Below are 16,797 nucleotides of genomic sequence, written 5' to 3' on the forward strand. Positions count from 1 at the left end.
ATAAGCGGAAACGGAAAAAAGGCAAGCGCAATTATTTGCGCTTGCCTTTTCCTGTTTTTCGGCTATTCTAAAAGACGCTCACTTTCCCCGGAAATCATCGTGGGGGCTGGTCCCCCTCACGCGCGCCCGTGCGCCATTTAAGGAACGCGCGCGGGAGTAAAGGAGAATGACATGAACGAAAACTATACCATTGACGCCTTTGCCGAGCCCATCACCGCACTGTCGACGCAGCCCAGCCTGCCGCCGGACGAGCTCAAGCGCCGGCTGCAAGCCCCTGCGGAGGAAGTCCGGCAGGCGCATAACGCGCTCTGCGGTAAGGCCAAACAGTTGGAGTCAAGAATCAACAATTACCAAGCGGCAACCTTTAACGGCGAAATTACACGCGATATGCTTGAAATTTCTGTGCAAAATGAACTTTCTTCAAAAGCCGGACAAGACGGGTTAGACGCTCTATCCATAGCCTTAGATACGGCCTGCATCCAGTTAGCAAAAAAATGCGAGATTTGCTGTGGTACCTATCGCGGTGACGACGCGCAAACGCGGACTATTTCTTTAGGCTTTCGGCCTTTAGCCGTTTATATTGCAAAAAATGGCACCGAGTCAAGCGATTTATCACGTAATACGGTGTACGGTGGATTGGCGCTTGATGGTCACCCTGCATACTTTTACGGTAATGTTGTTGAGATCGTCGATAGCGGATTCCTGCTCACCCACGCCAACCGCAATCTACCCAATCTAAATAACGAGACCTATTACTACATCGTGCTGAAGCAGGCATGACAAAGCGGCCTCCCGGCAATGCCGGGAGGCCGCTTTTGCGCTATGCAAGGCTGCAATGATTCAGTTAGTTATGCTTTGTCAGTTGCCGCGACTGTAACGTTGCCATTTGCAACGATCTGGAACGTAACTACAGCATCATTTGCAACGGTGAAGTCCTTGGTGGTGGTCTCATCGTCCAGGAACTTGGCGTTGGTCAGCGTAACGGTGACATTACCCGCAGTAGCCGCGCCGGTCATGGTAACCGTCAGAATCTGGCCCTGCGCCACAGCGCCCGCACCAGCGGCGATATCATCGCCATCCGAATTCGCAACAGTCATGGACGCCAGTCTGGTGGCAGTCTTGGTGATAGTCAGGCTGCCCTTGTTAGCCGCAACCAGATCCATGTCGCCCTTGATATCGACAACCAGAACCGCGAGATCCTCAGAGCCGTCCATGATATACTTGGCATTGATCGGATATACACCCGCATTGTCATCAACAATGTAGCTGTTCAGAGCGGTCTTGTCGCCCAGCGTGCCGATGTCTTCCTTGTTTTCAGCCTTGGAATCCACAAACAGAACCTTGGTATCCGAAGTCACATTGAAGTAATCGCTCTCGCCGTTAAAGACGACCTTATCGCCCGCATCCTTAGCGCCAACGATCGAGCCGGTCTTCAGCGTTGCGTCAGCCTCCTGGCCATAGGACTTGATATCCTCAATCTTGCCTTCTTCAGTGATCGAAGAATAACCGATGATATCGCCCTTCTTCAGCGCGGAAGCAGACTTGCTCTTAACCTCGACCATCTCGTCGCCGGTCCAGAGGTAGAACGAGTAGAAGCTGTCGCCGGAAGCGTAAGCATCGTCCACCACGTAGCCGTAATGGTCGTTGGTCTCGAAGCCAGAGGGCTCAGAGGTAGCCTTCAGGAAGATCATGTTCGCACGGGTCAGGCCGTCAACCTTGGAGGTGTAGGCCGCAAGCGCCTGCGCGGCGATGCCGGAACCGTAGGTCAGCGCCTTCAGCTGCTTGCCGGTGATCTGCTTGTAATCGCCAGCAGTGCCGTAAGCGATGAATACCTTGGCGGTGTCGGAAATCATGTACTTCGTGCCGCCGCCGCTGATGTCGCCGGTAGCACCGATGTACTCGGTCTTGCCGGTGTTCCAGTCAGCCTGCAGGTTAGCGTTTTTCAGGTAGCTGCTGGCCGTTGCGATGAACTCATAGTCATCCGTATCGGTGGTGGCATCGACAGCAGCCAGCTTATACTTGGAGCCGTCCATCTCGTAGTTGAAGACCGTTCCAGCAACCGCAGTTACGCCAGAAACCTCTTCGGTGTGAACCGTGCCGTCAGCCAGCAGGAACTTGGCCTTGTTAGCGTCCAGACCAGTGCCCACGGACAGTACCATCAGCACGTCCGGAACGCCGCCCTCGGTGCCCGAGGTCTTCTTAGCATCAAATACAACACCGTTTACAACAACAGCGTCAGCCTTGTTACCGGCCTTGATGTCGCTGAAGGACTTGCCGTCGGCGACCTTGTACCAGGTGCCGTCGAGGCGCAGGTCGGTAAAGTTCGGGCTGGTGCCCTTGGTGCCGTTGATGGAAACATTCGTCAGCTTATCAGCCTTAACGATGTCCTTGTTGTCTTCAAAGTAGTTCTCGGTGATAACAACGAAGTCGTCCTTCACGATGCTGTCGGCGATCTGATGATCCGCATGCTTGTAGGTCGTGCCGCCCGCAACGATCTGCGAGGACGAAGCATAGGTGACCTTGGCAACCTCAACACCCTTAACATAAACGGTGTCAATTTTGCTGTTGCCGTCGGAGTCGATCAGCGTAACAACATTCGCGGAGTTGACGGAAGCGGTCGAGGTCAGGAAAGTGACCGAAGCCGTAGCCGTTTTGGTGCCAGTCTCAGCGCCGTAGTAGGTAGCGGATTCAAACTCGTAGGAAGAGCCGTCGAACTTGACCTTGGTGCTGGTGTCCTTCTCGATAACGGAAGCGTTGGCAACATAGGCCTTGTTATCCGTATCGATCGCTACGCCAATAACCTTGGAGGTCTTGTCGTCCTTGTACATGACCTTGACCTTCTGGCCGAGCAGATCGGTGTAGTCCTTGCTCAGCTTGGTGAAAGTGGTCGAACCAGCATGAGTGGAGTCCGAATCGGTAACGTTGACCGTCAGGTTATCCTTGGAGATAGAGGTCAGGACACCGGTATCAGTGTACAGACCCATGTAACGGCGGCCGATCGTCGGGTATGCATCGCCATCGTCGTTCATGTTGGTGTAAGAACCGTCGCGCAGGCGAACCGTGGGGGCGTTAACGGCGTTATACATCATAACAGCCGCATACTCACGGGGCAGAGCCAGCTTCAGGGGAGCGGTAACGTTCTCCAGAATGCCGTTTTCGTCCGCCAGAGCGGTGGTGCGCTGGCCCCAGCCGGAGCCGGTCAGCTTCGCGGTCTCCGCATTGTAGCCCAGGGTGACGAGCAGCATCTTGGCGGCTTCCTCACCGGTTACAGTTGCGTCGGGATCAAAGTGGGTCGCATTCTTACCAGCGATGATGCCGAGGGCTTCGCAGTACTTGATGTAACCAGCGGCCCAAGCGCTCTTCGAGGTGTTCAGATCGACAAACTTGGTCGAGCTCTCCTTGTACGCGTTAGCGTTGTCGCTACCGGTACGGAGAACATAGATCATCTTTGCCATTTCAGCGCGGGTGATTGTGCCGTTGGGCTGGAAAGAACCATCGGTATAACCGTTGATTACATTCAGCGCAACAAGAGTGTCCACGGCTTCAAGATTGTCTTCGGCAATCTCGGCAACATCCGTGAACGCCGCACCGGCGAACATGGTGAACGCGCAAGCGAACGCCAGAACCAGTGCGAGAACCTTTTTCTGATGGCGGTAAACCCCATCGAATGCAGTCATTTCCCCCTTTGATTCCGTCCTATACTCGCTCTTTCCGCACTTTTTAGGCTTTTCCATTTTCTGTACTTTCCCTGTCTCTTCTATCTGCTGCCCTACTCCGCCCCCAAAATTTTCTCAATATTTTTATTCAATCTGCACAATCGCGAATTCCTGCGCTTGTGGAAATGCGTGAAATGCGGTATACTTTGTCTAGATATCTGAATACCGACAAACAGGGGTATGTTTATGAAATTTAAAAGCAAATGCGCGCTCATGCTATGCAAGGCCTCGGGGGCGATCCTGCGGCGGCTTGGTCGGGGCGGCACCAATCTGCCCGGAAAGCTCGCGCTACGGCTCGACCGCGATATCCTGGGCACACTGGCGCAGGACGTCAAAGTGACCGTCGTCACGGGCACCAACGGAAAAACCACAACCTCCCGCATGATCGAGCAGGCATTTTCGGACGCCGGGCTGCGCTATTTCGCCAATAAATCGGGCGCCAATTTGCTGACCGGCATTATCACTGTGTTTGCGCAGCACGTCTCTCTTTCAGGAAAATGCGATTCGACGCACGCGCTCATCGAGTGCGACGAGGCCGCGTTCCGCACGGCGAGCCGCTACCTCCCGGTCGAATGTCTGGTAGTGAACAACATTTTCCGCGACCAGCTCGACCGCTTCGGCGAGATCACGCACACACTGAGCAGTATCCGCACCGGCATCGGCAATGTACCGGGCGCGACACTCTGCCTGAATGCTGACTGTTCACTCACCGCCTCGCTCGCGGACGGTATCCCGAACCCGGTCGTTTGGTTTGGCGTCAACGTACCGATCTACGAAAACACGGCGCACGAGCTGTCCGACGCCCCCTACTGCATCCACTGTAAGACCGAATACGAATACGATTATATCACCTATGGCCATCTGGGCGGATTCCGCTGCCCCAAGTGCGGCTATGCACGGCAAACGCCCGATGTGGCCGTCACCCGTGTGCTCAAAACGGCGGCCGACTCCTCGGACATCGAGCTGACCGTATTCGGCAGCCCGCACGAGGTCCACGTCAACCTGCCGGGCGGGTATAACATTTATAATGCGGCTGCCGCTGCGGCGGTGTCCCACGTCGTCGGCATCGACGAGGAGATCGCGGTTTCCGCGCTCGCGCAGTTTGAATGCGGTTTTGGCCGCGCTGAACAGTTCGCGCTCGGCGCGTGCCAGGCGCGCATGATGCTAGTCAAAAACCCGGCGGGCTTCAACCAAGTCATTAACCTGATCTCGCATGACGAGGGCGAATACCAGCTCGCTTTCCTGCTCAACGACCGCTTTGCCGACGGAACCGATATTTCCTGGATCTGGGACGTGGATTTTGAGGCGCTCGCCGCAAACCAGACGCGCTACGCGCGTATCCTCGTATCGGGTGTGCGGCGGGACGATATGGCGCTCCGCCTCTATTACGCCGGCTTTGACGCGGACAGGCTCGAGGTCGTCGCAGGCTATGGCGAACTGCTGGACGCGGTCGGCTCGTCCCCCGTGCCCGCGTTCCTAATGCCGACCTATACGGCTATGTTCGACCTGCGCGGCGAAATCGGCAAGCGCACCAACGTGAAAGCATTCTATGAATAAGGAGGGATACGCTTTGGAACTGAACATCTGTCATTTGTATCCCGACATTTTGAACCTATACGGCGACCGCGGCAACATCATCGCCATGACGCGCCGCCTGCGTGACCGCGGCATCGGCGTTTCGGTCGAGGAGTGCTCGATCGGCCAGCCGCTTTCGGCCGCCAAATACGACATTTTCTTCATCGGCGGCGGGCAGGACTTTGAACAGGAGATCCTGCTGCGCGACCTTGCCGCGGGCAAGTCCCGGGAAATCATCTCGGCGGTCGAGGAGGAAAAGACGTTTCTCGCTATCTGTGGCGGCTACCAGATGCTGGGCGGATACTACAAGACCTGGGACGGCAACCAGCTTGATTTTATCGGCGCGCTCGATTTATACACCGTAGGCGCGAAAGACCGCATGATCGGCAACTATATGTTTGAGACCGCGCCGGAGGACGGCGGGACCATGGTCGTCGGCTTTGAGAACCACTCGGGCAAGACCTATCTCGGAGACAGCGTCCAGCCGCTCGGCACGGTGATTGAGGGCTTCGGCAACAACGGTGAGGACAAAACCGAGGGCGCGCGCTACAAAAACGTCTTCGCGACCTATTCGCACGGCTCGCTGCTTCCCAAAAACCCGGTTTTATGCGACCATATCCTGCATACCGCGCTTTCGCATAAATACGGCGACGTGCCGCCGCTTTCCCCGCTCAATGATACGCTCGAAACCCGCGCGCACGACTATATGCAAAAACGCCTGTCCAAGGCGTGACCGGACGGCCCGCTTTGGGAACAAAGCGGGCCGTTCCCGCGTCTAACCGAAAAAGCTTGCCGGCTTTTGGCGCGCAAAAAAATAACAGTACACATTTCGACAAAAGAATGGTAAAATAAGAACATCAAAACCAGAGAGGTGATCGCTTGTGAGACGATTTTTATCCGCGCTGCTCGCGGCCGTGATGCTGGTAGGCACCCTGCCTGCGGCCTCCGCGGCTTCCGACATCGACAAACATTGGGCCAAGCCCTACATCACCGCGCTGCACGACATCGGCGTGGTCAACCCGTCCAGTTCGGGAGCCTATTCGCCCAACCAGGCCATCATGCGCTGGGAATTCATGCGCTATATCAACCGCGCGTTCGGCTTCACCGAGAAAGCTTCGATCAGCTTTACCGACGTGCCCGCGAGCGCGACCTATTACGACACCGTGCAGACCGCGGTCAAATACGGCTACATCAACGGCGTCGGCAACAACAAGATGGACCCGACCGGCACGCTGACGCGCGAGCAGGCCGCGACCATCCTCGGCCGCCTGCACAAATACACGCCCGATTCCGATATTTCCGGGCTGACGTTCACCGATAAAAGTAAGCTCAGCAACTTCAGCAAGGGCTATATTGCCGAGGCTGTCCGCATGGGCTACATAGGCGGCTATCCGGACGGCTCGTTCCAGCCGCAACGCGCGGTCACCCGCGGCGAGATCTCCAAGATCCTATATTTCTTCCTGGGCAGTTCGATGCGCACCTCGGGAAATAAATACACCGCGGCAAACCTGCAAAGCGACACCCGGAACGTCTCCATCATTGCGCCGGCCACGCTGTCCGACGTGACCGTCAAGGGCAACCTATATATCACGGAGGGCGTGCTATCAGGCACGGTGGGGCTCAACAATGTGACGGTCGAGGGCGAAATCATTGTTTCGGGCGGCGACGTGATCATGGACGGCGTAAACGCCGCCAAGATGATCGTGTCCAACCCGCTCGGCATCACGCCGCAGATCACCTGCACGGGCAGCACCAACATCGGCAAGACCGAGGTGCAGACCTCGTCCACCCTGCGCGAAAGCAGCCTGTCGGTATCGGCCTCCGGCCTGTCTGATATGACGCTCAACGGAGACAACCTCTCGGTCACGCTGGATGGACAGGTGTGGGATCTGCTCGTCGAAAAGCCCGCTTCGATCCTGACCACGGGCAGCACCGAGATTAACACGCTGACCGCGAACGCCAAAACGGTCGTCACAGGCGGCGGTTCGATCCAAAAGGCCGTGCTGAACGCCTCGGGCTGCGAACTGCTGATGAAACCGGGCACCATTGAACTGGCGAGCGGCGTCACCGCGACCGTGGCGGGCGAATCGGTCTCGTCCTCCTCCAGCGTGTCAGTCTCTCCGTCCACACTGGCGTTCGACATCAACAACACCTCATCGCTCAACCATTCCTATGATTTCTCCTTTAACGCCGACAAAAACGACCTCGTCCGCGTCGTCTGCAACGGGTCGACGCTCAAGCTCGGCACCGACTATCGCATCTTGGACGACAAGAACGGTATTCGCCTATACAAGTCTTACCTGACCACACTCAAATCCGGCGCCTATACCATGGAGCTGGTCTTTGAGGACGGGCAGACCGGCGTGATCGGCATTTCGACACTCGATTCATCCAAGACCGCGGTCAGCCCCTCGTCGATCACTTTCGACAAATACGAGGGCTCGGCAAACAACATCAATCAGACAGTCACCCTTTCCCTGCCGAGCGGCACGACGCTCGACACCGTCAAGCTGTCGAGCACGGTTTTGGAGCGCGGCACCGATTATACCTATTCCGCCACGACCGGACAGGTCACGCTGCTGCGCGACACGCTTTCCAAGAAGAGCGCAGGCTCGTACACGATCACATTTATCCCCAACAAGGGCGCTTCGATGACCTGCTCGCTCACCATCACCGATTCCGCGCCGGTCAACGAGGTCTCGCCCTCCGAGGCTGACTTCGACGCGAATAAGGTTTCGGACGAATACAGCGATCTTTCCGTCACGCTGAACCCGGCGGACGGCGCGACGCTCAAGTACATCAAGTGCAACGGCAAGACGCTTGAGGAGGGCTGGCAGTACAAGCAGAGCGGCAACACCGTCACGCTCAGCAAATCGGCCGTCGCCTCGTTCGCAACGAACGGCGCGACCTACGCTGACTTCTCGTTCGTCATGTCCAGCGGCAGAAACCCGAGTCTGCGCGTCAATTATGTCACCACCTACGCGCTGACCGCCAATGTGGTCGATGATCTCGGCCTTCCGATCTCGGGCGTCAATGTCTCGTTCACGCCCACCGATTCTTCCGCCGGCACGCCCGCGCAGAACGCAGTCACCAATGAGAACGGGCAGGCCGTGGTTTATGTTAAGCGCGGCTCGTATACCCTCACTGCGAACGACGCGCGCTTCACCAATCCGGTCTCACAGACGGTTTCCGTTTCAAGCGCACGCACGGTCAAGCTGACCGGTGAAATCCTTGAAACCGTTGAGATCACCGTCACCAACTCGCTCGGCGCCAAGCTGTCCGGAGCGATCGTCACCATCGGCGGCAAGAGCGTCACCACGGGCACAGACGGCCTCGCGGCGTTCACGCTCAAGCGCGCAAGCTATATCGCGCAGGTCACCTGCCACGGCTACACCGCTAAGTCAGTCACGCTGACTGTAAACGGTACGGTGCGCGAACGCGTTATGCTTAATTAAACGCAAATAAAAAGAACCGCTGCAAAAGCAGCGGTTCTTTTTTTATGTGTTAAAGACCCATTTCCTTTTTGAGCCGCGCCAGCTCGTCGTCCACCGCGGCGGACGCACCCGCGTCGGCGTATTTCTTTTCGAGCGCGCCGGCCTCGTCGACCGGTTTCTGGTTCAGCTCGCTCATGGCATTCGCACGGTCGAGCATCTGGTCGGCTTTCTGCTCCATGCGGTCAAACGCATTCATTGCGCCCGCTGCCTTATCGGCCGAAGACGAAAATTCGTTGACCTTGGCCTGTGTCTTGGCCACCGCGACCTTGGCCTTGACCGCCTCGCGGCGGCCGTTCAGGTTTTCAATGTCGCACACCAGCTTGTCATGCATCTGCCGCATCTTCTGCGCGTTATCATGCGCGGCGTCATAGGTCGCTTTAAGGCCGGCAGCCGCAGCGTCAAGCTGCTGCTTCTTGCCCAGAAAGACCCGTGCATCGGCTTCATTGCCGGCGGAAAGCGCCTTTTTAGCGAGCTCCTCATACTTCTTTGCTTCAGCGGCGTTGTCCTCGACCATGCGCCGCGTGCGCGCCTCTTCCGCCATTACGCCCGCCGTCTCTTTTTTCACCTCAGCCAGGCTCTCGGTCAGGTCGCGCAGATACTGGTCGATCATCTTGGCCGGATCTTCGCATTTGTCCAGCAAATCGTTAATATTCGCCTTAATAATGTCTGAAAAACGTTCCAAAATACCCATTTGCCCATTTCCTCCTTGCTTTACGGCTTATGTTCGCCGTCGTCACTATATTTTTTTGCGAGGTCCTCGACCTCCTGATCTCCAAATTTTTCAAGCGGTGTTTTAAGGATCTCCTCTGCCCGCTTTTGCTCGCGCTCGCGCTGTTCACGCGCTTTCTTTCGCCATGTGTACAAAATGAGCACCACGGCCACGACCGCGATGCAGACCGCAATCACCGGTAGCGGCGATTTGGTCACCGTCATGATGCGTTTGCCCGTGTCTTCAAACGTCTCGCTGAAGAACTCCTCTTCGCTCATATCGCTCGGGTAATACCGGTCGAGATAGTCGGCTAAAATGCCGATCGCCTCGCTGTCCATCACGGTTTTGGCCTGTGAGCCGACCGCGTAGCCGCACGTGTAGGTGCGGCGGTCTGTGTTGTCGTAAAACAGCAGCAGGAAGTGCCCCTCATCGGTAAACAACTCGTCGTACAGCGTTTCGGCACGCTTTTGCAGCTCGGTCGTCGTGGGGTTATCGTACCCCTCCGCGATGTATAGGTACGGCTGCACGCCTGTCGCTTTGTAGAACGACTTGAGGCCCCGTTCCAACTCCCGTGAGTTACTGATCCATCCCGCGGTATCGTTGAAATACGCTGTCTCAGTCACTGCCGATGCGGGCAGCTTTTCGCGCTCGACCGTCGACTTGGCGATATCGCCTCCACCGCCGAAAACCGCGCCCAGCACGCCGAAAAACACCATTAGGACGAACACGACGACCAGCACCGTCGCGGTCGGGCCGCAGCCCGCGCCGCCTCCGGGATCTCCGGGCGGCCTGCCGCCGCCACCGCCGCCGTAGTACCGGCGCGAATTATTGATAAAGATCGGGCCTGTGCGGAAGCCGCCGCCCGAAAAGCCGCCGCCAAAGCCTCCGCCGCCGGAACGACCGCCTCCGCCCGAAAAACCGCCGGACGAACGTCCGCCGCCTGAAAAGCCGCCGCCAAAGCCTCCTCCACCGGAGAAGCCGCCTCCGCCTCCTCCGCCGCCTGACCTGCCCATAAAATTCCCCCTTTTCAGGTATTACTTCGCCTTCCAGTGCGCGATGATGTCATGCCGCGTCACGATGCCGATAAACATGTCGCGCCCGTCCGCAACGGGCACGAAATTCTGCTCGGTCACCAGATCGACAAGGTCTTCCATGCGCGCGTCAATGCTGACCGTGCGGTGTTTTACCCGGCGTTCCACCTGGCCGACCGTCATCCGGTCGATCTCCTCGGGCTTTTTGCGCAGCAGCAGCCGCAGGAAGTCGCCCTCGCCGATCGTACCCACATAATACCCCTTATGGTCGATCACAGGGATTGCGGTGAAACCGCTTTTCAGCATGTCGTCCAGCGCCTTACGCACCGGGCAGTCGTCATATAAGTATGATACCTCGACCTTGGGCTTGAGGAAAAATGAAATATTCATAGTTGTCAACGCTCGCTTTCCGGCGAATCCTTTCGCTGTTTATTGGTCTTATTGTACGACGCACGGCTCTCCGGGTCAACTGTTCCCAGTCAAGGTTGACAATTTATTTACATCTTGCCGCCTGTTTCTTAGACAGTGTGCCCGTAAAAAGTTTCAACCGGAACTTGACCTTTTCTCTTTTAACTGCTAAAATGTAAAAGTCAAGGAAATTTTCCTGCACTTTTCTATAAAGGGAGAGGTTTGAAATGAAGAAAAGATTACTGGCCGCGCTTTTGTGCGGCGCGATGGCGGTTTCGCTGACCGCCTGCGGCGGAAACGGCAGCGATGCCAACGCCCCTGCGGACGCCCCCAAGGACGACGGCGCCGCGGCGGACGGCGGCAAGACCTTTACGGTCGGCGTATGCCAGCTTGCCCCGCACCCGGCGCTCGACGCCGCCACCAAGGGCTTTCAGGAGAAGCTGACCGAGCTGATCGAGGCTGACGGCAACTCCGTCACGTTCGACTCGAAGAACGCCAACGGCGAGACCTCGTCGGTTGCGACCATCATCAACGGCTTTGTCTCGGGCAATGTCGACCTGATCCTCGCCAACGCGACCGCGCCGCTGCAAACCGCCGCCGCCTCGACGGGCGATATCCCGATTCTCGGCACCTCGGTTTCCGATTACGGCACCGCGCTTGAAATGGACGGTTTTACCGGCACGACGGGCATCAATGTTTCCGGCACCTCTGACCTCGCGCCGCTCGACCAGCAGGCCGCCATGGTCAAGGAGTGGTTCCCGGATGCGAAGAACGTCGGCCTGCTGTATTGCTCTGGCGAGGCTAACTCCAAATTCCAAATCAACACCATCAAGCCCGAGCTTGAAGCGCTTGGCTACACCTGCACCGAGTATTCCTTTGCCGACTCGAACGATCTGGCCACCGTTGTAACCAAGGCGTGCGACGAGGCCGACGTGCTTTATGTGCCGACCGATAACACCGTGGCCGACAACACCGGCATCGTAGCCAACGTTGCCATTCCGGCGGGCGTGCCGGTCATCGCGGGCGAGGAGGGCATCTGCTCGGGCTGCGGCGTCGCCACCCTTTCCATCAGCTACTACGACCTCGGCGCGACCACCGCGCAGATGGCGTACGACATCCTCGTGGGCGGTAAGGACATTACGACCATGGAGATCCAGAACGCTCCCGTCACCCCGAAATACAACAAGGAGCTCTGCGACGAGCTCGGCATCACGCCGGTTGAGGGCTACGAGCCCATCGAAGCTGCGGCATCCTGACGCATCTTCTGACAAAAAATGAATTCAGAGCGGAAAAGGCTTTTCTTTTCCGCTCTGTTTCTGTATAATAGAGGTGTCTGCTAACGCTTTATTAGGCAAAATACCTTTTCTGGGGGAATGAGATTTTGGACTTCACACAATTGCTCAGCGCTATGCCTGGCGCGGTGGCGCAGGGCCTGATCTGGGGCATTATGGCCATCGGCGTATTCATTACATATAAGGTGCTCGACGTGGCCGACCTGACGGTCGACGGCTCGATCGCCACGGGCGGCGCGACCTGTGTCATGCTCACGCTCGCGGGGCTGCCGGTCTGGCTGGCCATGGTGTGCGCGCTTGCCGCCGGCCTGCTCGCCGGCTTGGTCACCGGGCTTCTGCATACGCTCATGGGTATCCCGGCGCTGCTCGCCGGCATTTTAACCCAGCTTTCGCTGTATTCGATCAACCTGCGCATCCTCGGCGCGTCCAACCAGTCGATCAATGTGCTGAAATACGATCTGCTGGTTTCGCTGCGCAATGTCAAAAGCGCGGGGCCGGATAACCCCATCCTGATCACGGCCATCTTCGGCGTGGTCATCATCGCGTTGCTGTATTGGTTTTTCGGCACCAGCCTCGGCTGCGCCATCCGCGCGACCGGCGCCAACCCCAACATGAGCCGCGCGCAGGGCATCAACGTCAACCTGACCAAGGTGCTCGGACTGATGCTGTCCAACGGCTTGGTTGCGCTTTCGGGCGCGCTGCTCGCGCAGTACCAAGGGTTTGCGGACGTGAAAATGGGCATCGGCTCGATTGTCATCGGCCTTGCCGCCGTTATCATCGGCGATGTGATCTTCAGCCGCATTTTCCACAATTTTGCGCTCAAGCTGCTGTCGGTCGTGTTTGGCGCGGTCATTTACTATGCGGTTTTGCAAGTTGTGTTCTCGTTCGGCATCAGCTCGGACTATTTAAAGCTGCTGACCGCCGTGATCGTGGCCATCTTTCTTGCCGTCCCCTATTGGAAAGGCAAGTATTTTTCCAAACCCACGGGCAAGGGGGGCAAAACCAATGCTTGAACTGAAAAACATCCATAAAACCTTTAACGCCGGCACGGTCAACGAGAAAAAGGCCATCGACAACCTGGAATTGACGCTGGAAAACGGCGATTTCGTCACGGTCATCGGTGGCAACGGCGCGGGCAAATCGACCATGCTCAACCTGATTGCGGGCGTGTTCCCGGTGGACGAGGGCACGATTCGCTTAAACGGCTTTAACCTCACCCACCTGCCCGAGCATAAACGCGCGCGGCATCTTGGCCGCGTGTTTCAGGACCCGATGATGGGCACGGCGGCGACCATGGGCATTGAAGAAAACCTTGCGTTGGCCTACCGGCGCGGCAGAGCCCGCGGACTGGGCAGCGGCATCACGAACGCCGAGCGCGAAGTTTACCGTGAAAAGCTCGCCACCCTCGGCCTCGGACTGGAAGACCGTATGACGAGCAAGGTCGGCCTCCTATCGGGCGGCCAGCGCCAAGCGCTGACGCTTTTAATGGCGACGCTCCAAAAGCCCGACCTGCTGCTGCTCGACGAGCACACCGCCGCCCTCGACCCCAAAACGGCCGACAAGGTGCTTCAGCTCACCGAGGAGATCGTCGCGCGCGACCAGCTCACCACGCTGATGGTCACGCATAACATGAAAAACGCCATCCAGTACGGCAACCGCCTTATTATGATGGACGCGGGACGCGTGGTGGTCGACATCAAGGGCGAGGAGAAAAAGAACCTTTCCGTGCGCGACCTGCTCGAAAAATTCAACATTGAAAACGACCGCATGCTGCTGTCGGAATAAAAAAGAAAGGGCCTCCCGATGGGAGCCCTTTCTTTTTGTCAAACGAGCGTCAGTGTCGGCGCGGCGTATGCGCGCGCTTTAAGCTCTGTGTTCAGCAGGTATAAGCCCTTGGGGTCGCCGCCATAAAGACCGAATTTAGTGATGAGGTCGGTCGCGCTCGTCTCCTCCTCGCCCTGCTCGCGCACGAACCAGTCCAAAAACTGCACGGTGCGGAAATCCTTGGCCTGCTGCGCCTCGTCATACAGATGGTTGATAAGCGCGGTCACATACCTTTCGTGCTTGAGTCCGGCTTCCAGCACTTCGCCCAGCCCGGCAAACGACTGGTTCGGCTGCGGGATCGCGTCCAGCGTCACCTCGGCGTCGTTGTTATGCAGATAGCGGTAAAACAGCATCGCATGGTCGCGCTCCTCGAGCGCCTGCACCTCATACCAGTTGGCAAAGCCGTCATACCCCTTGTGCTCGCACCAGTTGGCCAGATCGAGATACAAATGGGATGAGAAAAATTCCGCGTTGACTTGCCGGACCAGCAGCGCGGCGACTGTTTCTTTCAGCATTGTAAAAACCTCCTTGCGTCGATAGGATTTCCCATAAGGGAAATTCCATACGCGCAGGGAGGTTTCTTTTTTATCCGAGCGGCAGGCAGACGACCAGCTCAAACCGGCCGTCCTCCGCGCGGGCGTCCAGCGTGCCGCCGTTTCGCGCCGCGATCTCCTGCATACCCGCAAGGCCGAAGCCGTGAGATTTTTTATCGGACTTGGTCGTGCGGAACGCGCCGTCCCGCTGCTCGCGCGCGCCCGCGTAGGCGTTTTGCACGCGCAGCATGATGAGGCCCTTGTCCGCGCGGGCACGAACGGATATGCGCTTGTCCGCCGCCCCTTTCGCGGCTTCAATCGCGTTATCGAGCGCGTTGCCCAGAAGCGCGGTCAGATCGGTCGCGGCGATGGGCAGCGCTTCGGGCAGCTCGACGGCAAAATCCGCCGTCAATCCGGCATCCCCAATATCCGCCAGCTTGCTGGACAGCACGGCGTTCGCCGCCTCGTTTTCGCATAAGCGCCGCGCGCCCCGCAGGGCGGGCGAGGCCGCGAGACCGTCCAGATACGCGCGCGCTTTCTGCGTGTCGCCCTGTTCGAGCAGGCCGCGCAGTGCGGTCAGATGGTTTCGCATATCGTGGCGCAGGGCGCGCACCTGCTTTTGCTCGCGCTGGAGGCCCTGATAATACACCTCGCGCATATCGGCGAGCGCATGCTCCTGCTCGAGCGTCTCATGGCGGGACAGCAGCACGACCGCGCACACGATTGCCGCCGCGGAAAGCAGCACAAATGGCAAAATCGTATAGGCGATCGGCCTGGCCGCTTCTTCATAAATCTCGTAAAACCCCGACCTGCTGTGCCAGCCCCAGATGGAAAACGCGAGCATGGCGAACACGGGCGCGAGCGAAAGCGCCCCCGTCAACGTCCACAGCCGGGCGGATAAATGGATCGAGCCTCCGGGCACGAGGCGGCGCACCGTGAAAAACACCACCGCCCACGCGGCGAGCTTGCATAAAAGCCCCGCGATATCGCTCAGTTCCAGTTCCACACCCCACAGCCCTATGGTGTCCAGCATCATATTAAGCGGCATGAGCAGCGCGTAGAACATCAGCCCGCACGTCAGCCGCGCGAGGCGCGGCCCGCCGTAGCTGAGCAGAAATACCGCGAGAAAAAACGGAAACAGGAAAAGCGGGTTTTCATCCCCGATCCAGCTTGGCATTTCAATGACGACCACAAACAGCACATACGGCGCCGCGCGCCGCACAAATCCCTTGCCCGCGGGCAGGAAGCGCTGCACCGTGCGCCCCATGAAAAATCCGCCCATTGCCGCGCCGCACCAGAAAAAGATCGACCGCAGCAGCGCTGCACCGAAATCAGGCGGATGTCCAAAAATTTGCAGCATTTCGTTCACTCCAGCATCGCCCGCGATAGCGCGATGAGCGCCTCGGACTGATATTTTCGGCTCACCGGCAGCGTCTGACCGGCGATATGCACCTCGCCGCCCTCGATGCGGTCGACCGCGCCGGCGCGCACCAGATACCGCTGGTGGATGCGCACGAACGCCGCGCCCACATCTTCAGCCACGTCGTCCAGACGGGCGTAAAAGGTATATTCCCGCGTGTCGGTCACGCAGGTGACCAGCCGCCGGTCGGAATAAAAATACCGGATGGTCTTTTTCGGGATGCGGTACAGCCCCTCGCTGTTGCGGCATAAAAACGCCTTGTCTGCGTCGCGGTAGAGCGCGCCGAGCGCGCGGGACAGCGTTTCATCGAGCTGCGCGTCCTGCGGCGGCTTCATCAGGTAGCCCAGCGCGCCGACCGAATACCCGTCGAACACAAAATCGCTGTATCCGGTGACAAACACGATGAGCAGCCCGTCGTCCGCAGCCCGCAGCGCTTTGGCGGTCTCCATGCCGTCCATGCCGCCCATCTCAATATCGAGGAACACCAGGTCGAGCTCTCCCGCGTGCTTTTGCATCCATCCGGTAAGCCCCTCGCCCGAGGAAAACTCAAACACAGTATGCTCAACGCCGCGCGGCGTGAGCAGGCGTGAAACCGCCGCGCGGAGCGCGAGCCGCGCCTCCGCCGAATCATCGCAGATGCCGATGCGAAGCATGTCGCCTCCCCCTTTCACAACGATACCATTTTAACACACCTTTCCCCCGCCGCCAAACCAAACTTGACGGCAGAGACGCGAAACTTTACATCTTTCCCGCAGGGAAAACCAAACTTTACATCCGGCCCGCCATTTTTGGCAA

At 58.1% G+C, this 16,797-nt stretch carries 14 protein-coding genes; 7 read left to right on the top strand and 7 right to left on the bottom strand.

Annotated features, from left to right (window positions below):
• The first annotated feature begins 171 nt into the window (after positions 1 to 171).
• Positions 172 to 780, top strand: a complete 609-nt coding sequence (locus SO058_RS06920; protein WP_320842261.1) for a hypothetical protein — start codon at positions 172 to 174, stop codon at positions 778 to 780.
• A 68-nt stretch (positions 781 to 848) separates the two neighbouring features.
• Here the strand turns inward: SO058_RS06920 and SO058_RS06925 are convergent, their stop codons facing one another.
• Positions 849 to 3,677, bottom strand: coding sequence for an S-layer homology domain-containing protein (locus tag SO058_RS06925; protein ID WP_320842262.1), 2,829 nt, complete (start codon positions 3,675 to 3,677; stop codon positions 849 to 851).
• A gap of 225 nt (positions 3,678 to 3,902) precedes the next feature.
• On the opposite strand from SO058_RS06925, the gene SO058_RS06930 reads away from it, so the two are divergent.
• From SO058_RS06930 to SO058_RS06940, 3 genes are all read left to right on the top strand, one after another.
• Positions 3,903 to 5,273, top strand: coding sequence for a MurT ligase domain-containing protein (locus tag SO058_RS06930; protein WP_320842263.1), 1,371 nt, complete (start codon positions 3,903 to 3,905; stop codon positions 5,271 to 5,273).
• Between the two features lie 13 nt (positions 5,274 to 5,286).
• A complete protein-coding gene (locus SO058_RS06935; RefSeq protein ID WP_320842264.1) occupies positions 5,287 to 6,024 on the top strand; it encodes a type 1 glutamine amidotransferase in 738 nt (245 codons plus the stop codon).
• A gap of 148 nt (positions 6,025 to 6,172) precedes the next feature.
• Positions 6,173 to 8,746 carry a X2-like carbohydrate binding domain-containing protein gene (locus SO058_RS06940; RefSeq protein ID WP_320842265.1) on the top strand — a complete coding sequence of 858 codons (2,574 nt, stop codon included), beginning with the start codon at positions 6,173 to 6,175 and terminating at the stop codon, positions 8,744 to 8,746.
• A gap of 49 nt (positions 8,747 to 8,795) precedes the next feature.
• Here SO058_RS06940 and SO058_RS06945 read toward each other — a convergent pair whose 3' ends face one another.
• From SO058_RS06945 to SO058_RS06955, 3 genes are read right to left on the bottom strand one after another with little or no spacing between them, the layout of a single operon-like run.
• Complete coding sequence (locus SO058_RS06945) at positions 8,796 to 9,476, bottom strand: PspA/IM30 family protein (RefSeq protein ID WP_320842266.1); 681 nt, start codon at positions 9,474 to 9,476, stop codon at positions 8,796 to 8,798.
• A gap of 20 nt (positions 9,477 to 9,496) precedes the next feature.
• Positions 9,497 to 10,507 (bottom strand): hypothetical protein, encoded by a 1,011-nt coding sequence (locus tag SO058_RS06950; protein WP_320842267.1) that lies wholly within the window; start codon positions 10,505 to 10,507, stop codon positions 9,497 to 9,499.
• A gap of 21 nt (positions 10,508 to 10,528) precedes the next feature.
• A complete protein-coding gene (locus tag SO058_RS06955) occupies positions 10,529 to 10,915 on the bottom strand; it encodes a CBS domain-containing protein (protein ID WP_320842268.1) in 387 nt (128 codons plus the stop codon).
• A 245-nt stretch (positions 10,916 to 11,160) separates the two neighbouring features.
• Between SO058_RS06955 and SO058_RS06960 the strand changes: the two genes are divergently transcribed.
• The 3 genes from SO058_RS06960 to SO058_RS06970 all read left to right on the top strand — a co-directional run bounded on the left by SO058_RS06960 (position 11,161) and on the right by SO058_RS06970 (position 14,010).
• On the top strand, positions 11,161 to 12,189 hold the full coding sequence (locus tag SO058_RS06960) for an ABC transporter substrate-binding protein (RefSeq protein ID WP_320842269.1): 1,029 nt from the start codon (positions 11,161 to 11,163) through the stop codon (positions 12,187 to 12,189).
• A 152-nt stretch (positions 12,190 to 12,341) separates the two neighbouring features.
• The gene (locus tag SO058_RS06965) at positions 12,342 to 13,238 is read left to right on the top strand and encodes an ABC transporter permease (RefSeq protein WP_320842312.1); all 897 of its coding nucleotides are present in this window, start codon (positions 12,342 to 12,344) and stop codon (positions 13,236 to 13,238) included.
• The gene (locus SO058_RS06970) at positions 13,231 to 14,010 is read left to right on the top strand and encodes an ABC transporter ATP-binding protein (RefSeq protein ID WP_320842270.1); all 780 of its coding nucleotides are present in this window, start codon (positions 13,231 to 13,233) and stop codon (positions 14,008 to 14,010) included. The genes SO058_RS06965 and SO058_RS06970 overlap by 8 nt, the downstream gene beginning before the upstream one ends.
• A 38-nt stretch (positions 14,011 to 14,048) precedes the next feature.
• Here the strand turns inward: SO058_RS06970 and SO058_RS06975 are convergent, their stop codons facing one another.
• The 3 genes from SO058_RS06975 to SO058_RS06985 form a co-directional block, all read right to left on the bottom strand.
• Positions 14,049 to 14,564 (bottom strand): ferritin, encoded by a 516-nt coding sequence (locus tag SO058_RS06975; protein WP_320842271.1) that lies wholly within the window; start codon positions 14,562 to 14,564, stop codon positions 14,049 to 14,051.
• Positions 14,565 to 14,634: 70 nt separating this feature from the next.
• Complete coding sequence (locus SO058_RS06980; protein ID WP_320842272.1) at positions 14,635 to 15,942, bottom strand: sensor histidine kinase; 1,308 nt, start codon at positions 15,940 to 15,942, stop codon at positions 14,635 to 14,637.
• Positions 15,943 to 15,947: 5 nt separating this feature from the next.
• Complete coding sequence (locus SO058_RS06985; RefSeq protein WP_320842273.1) at positions 15,948 to 16,655, bottom strand: LytR/AlgR family response regulator transcription factor; 708 nt, start codon at positions 16,653 to 16,655, stop codon at positions 15,948 to 15,950.
• Positions 16,656 to 16,797 lie beyond the last annotated feature (142 nt).

Source organism: Agathobaculum sp., from assembly GCF_034098985.1.
Lineage (GTDB): Bacteria > Bacillota > Clostridia > Oscillospirales > Butyricicoccaceae > Agathobaculum.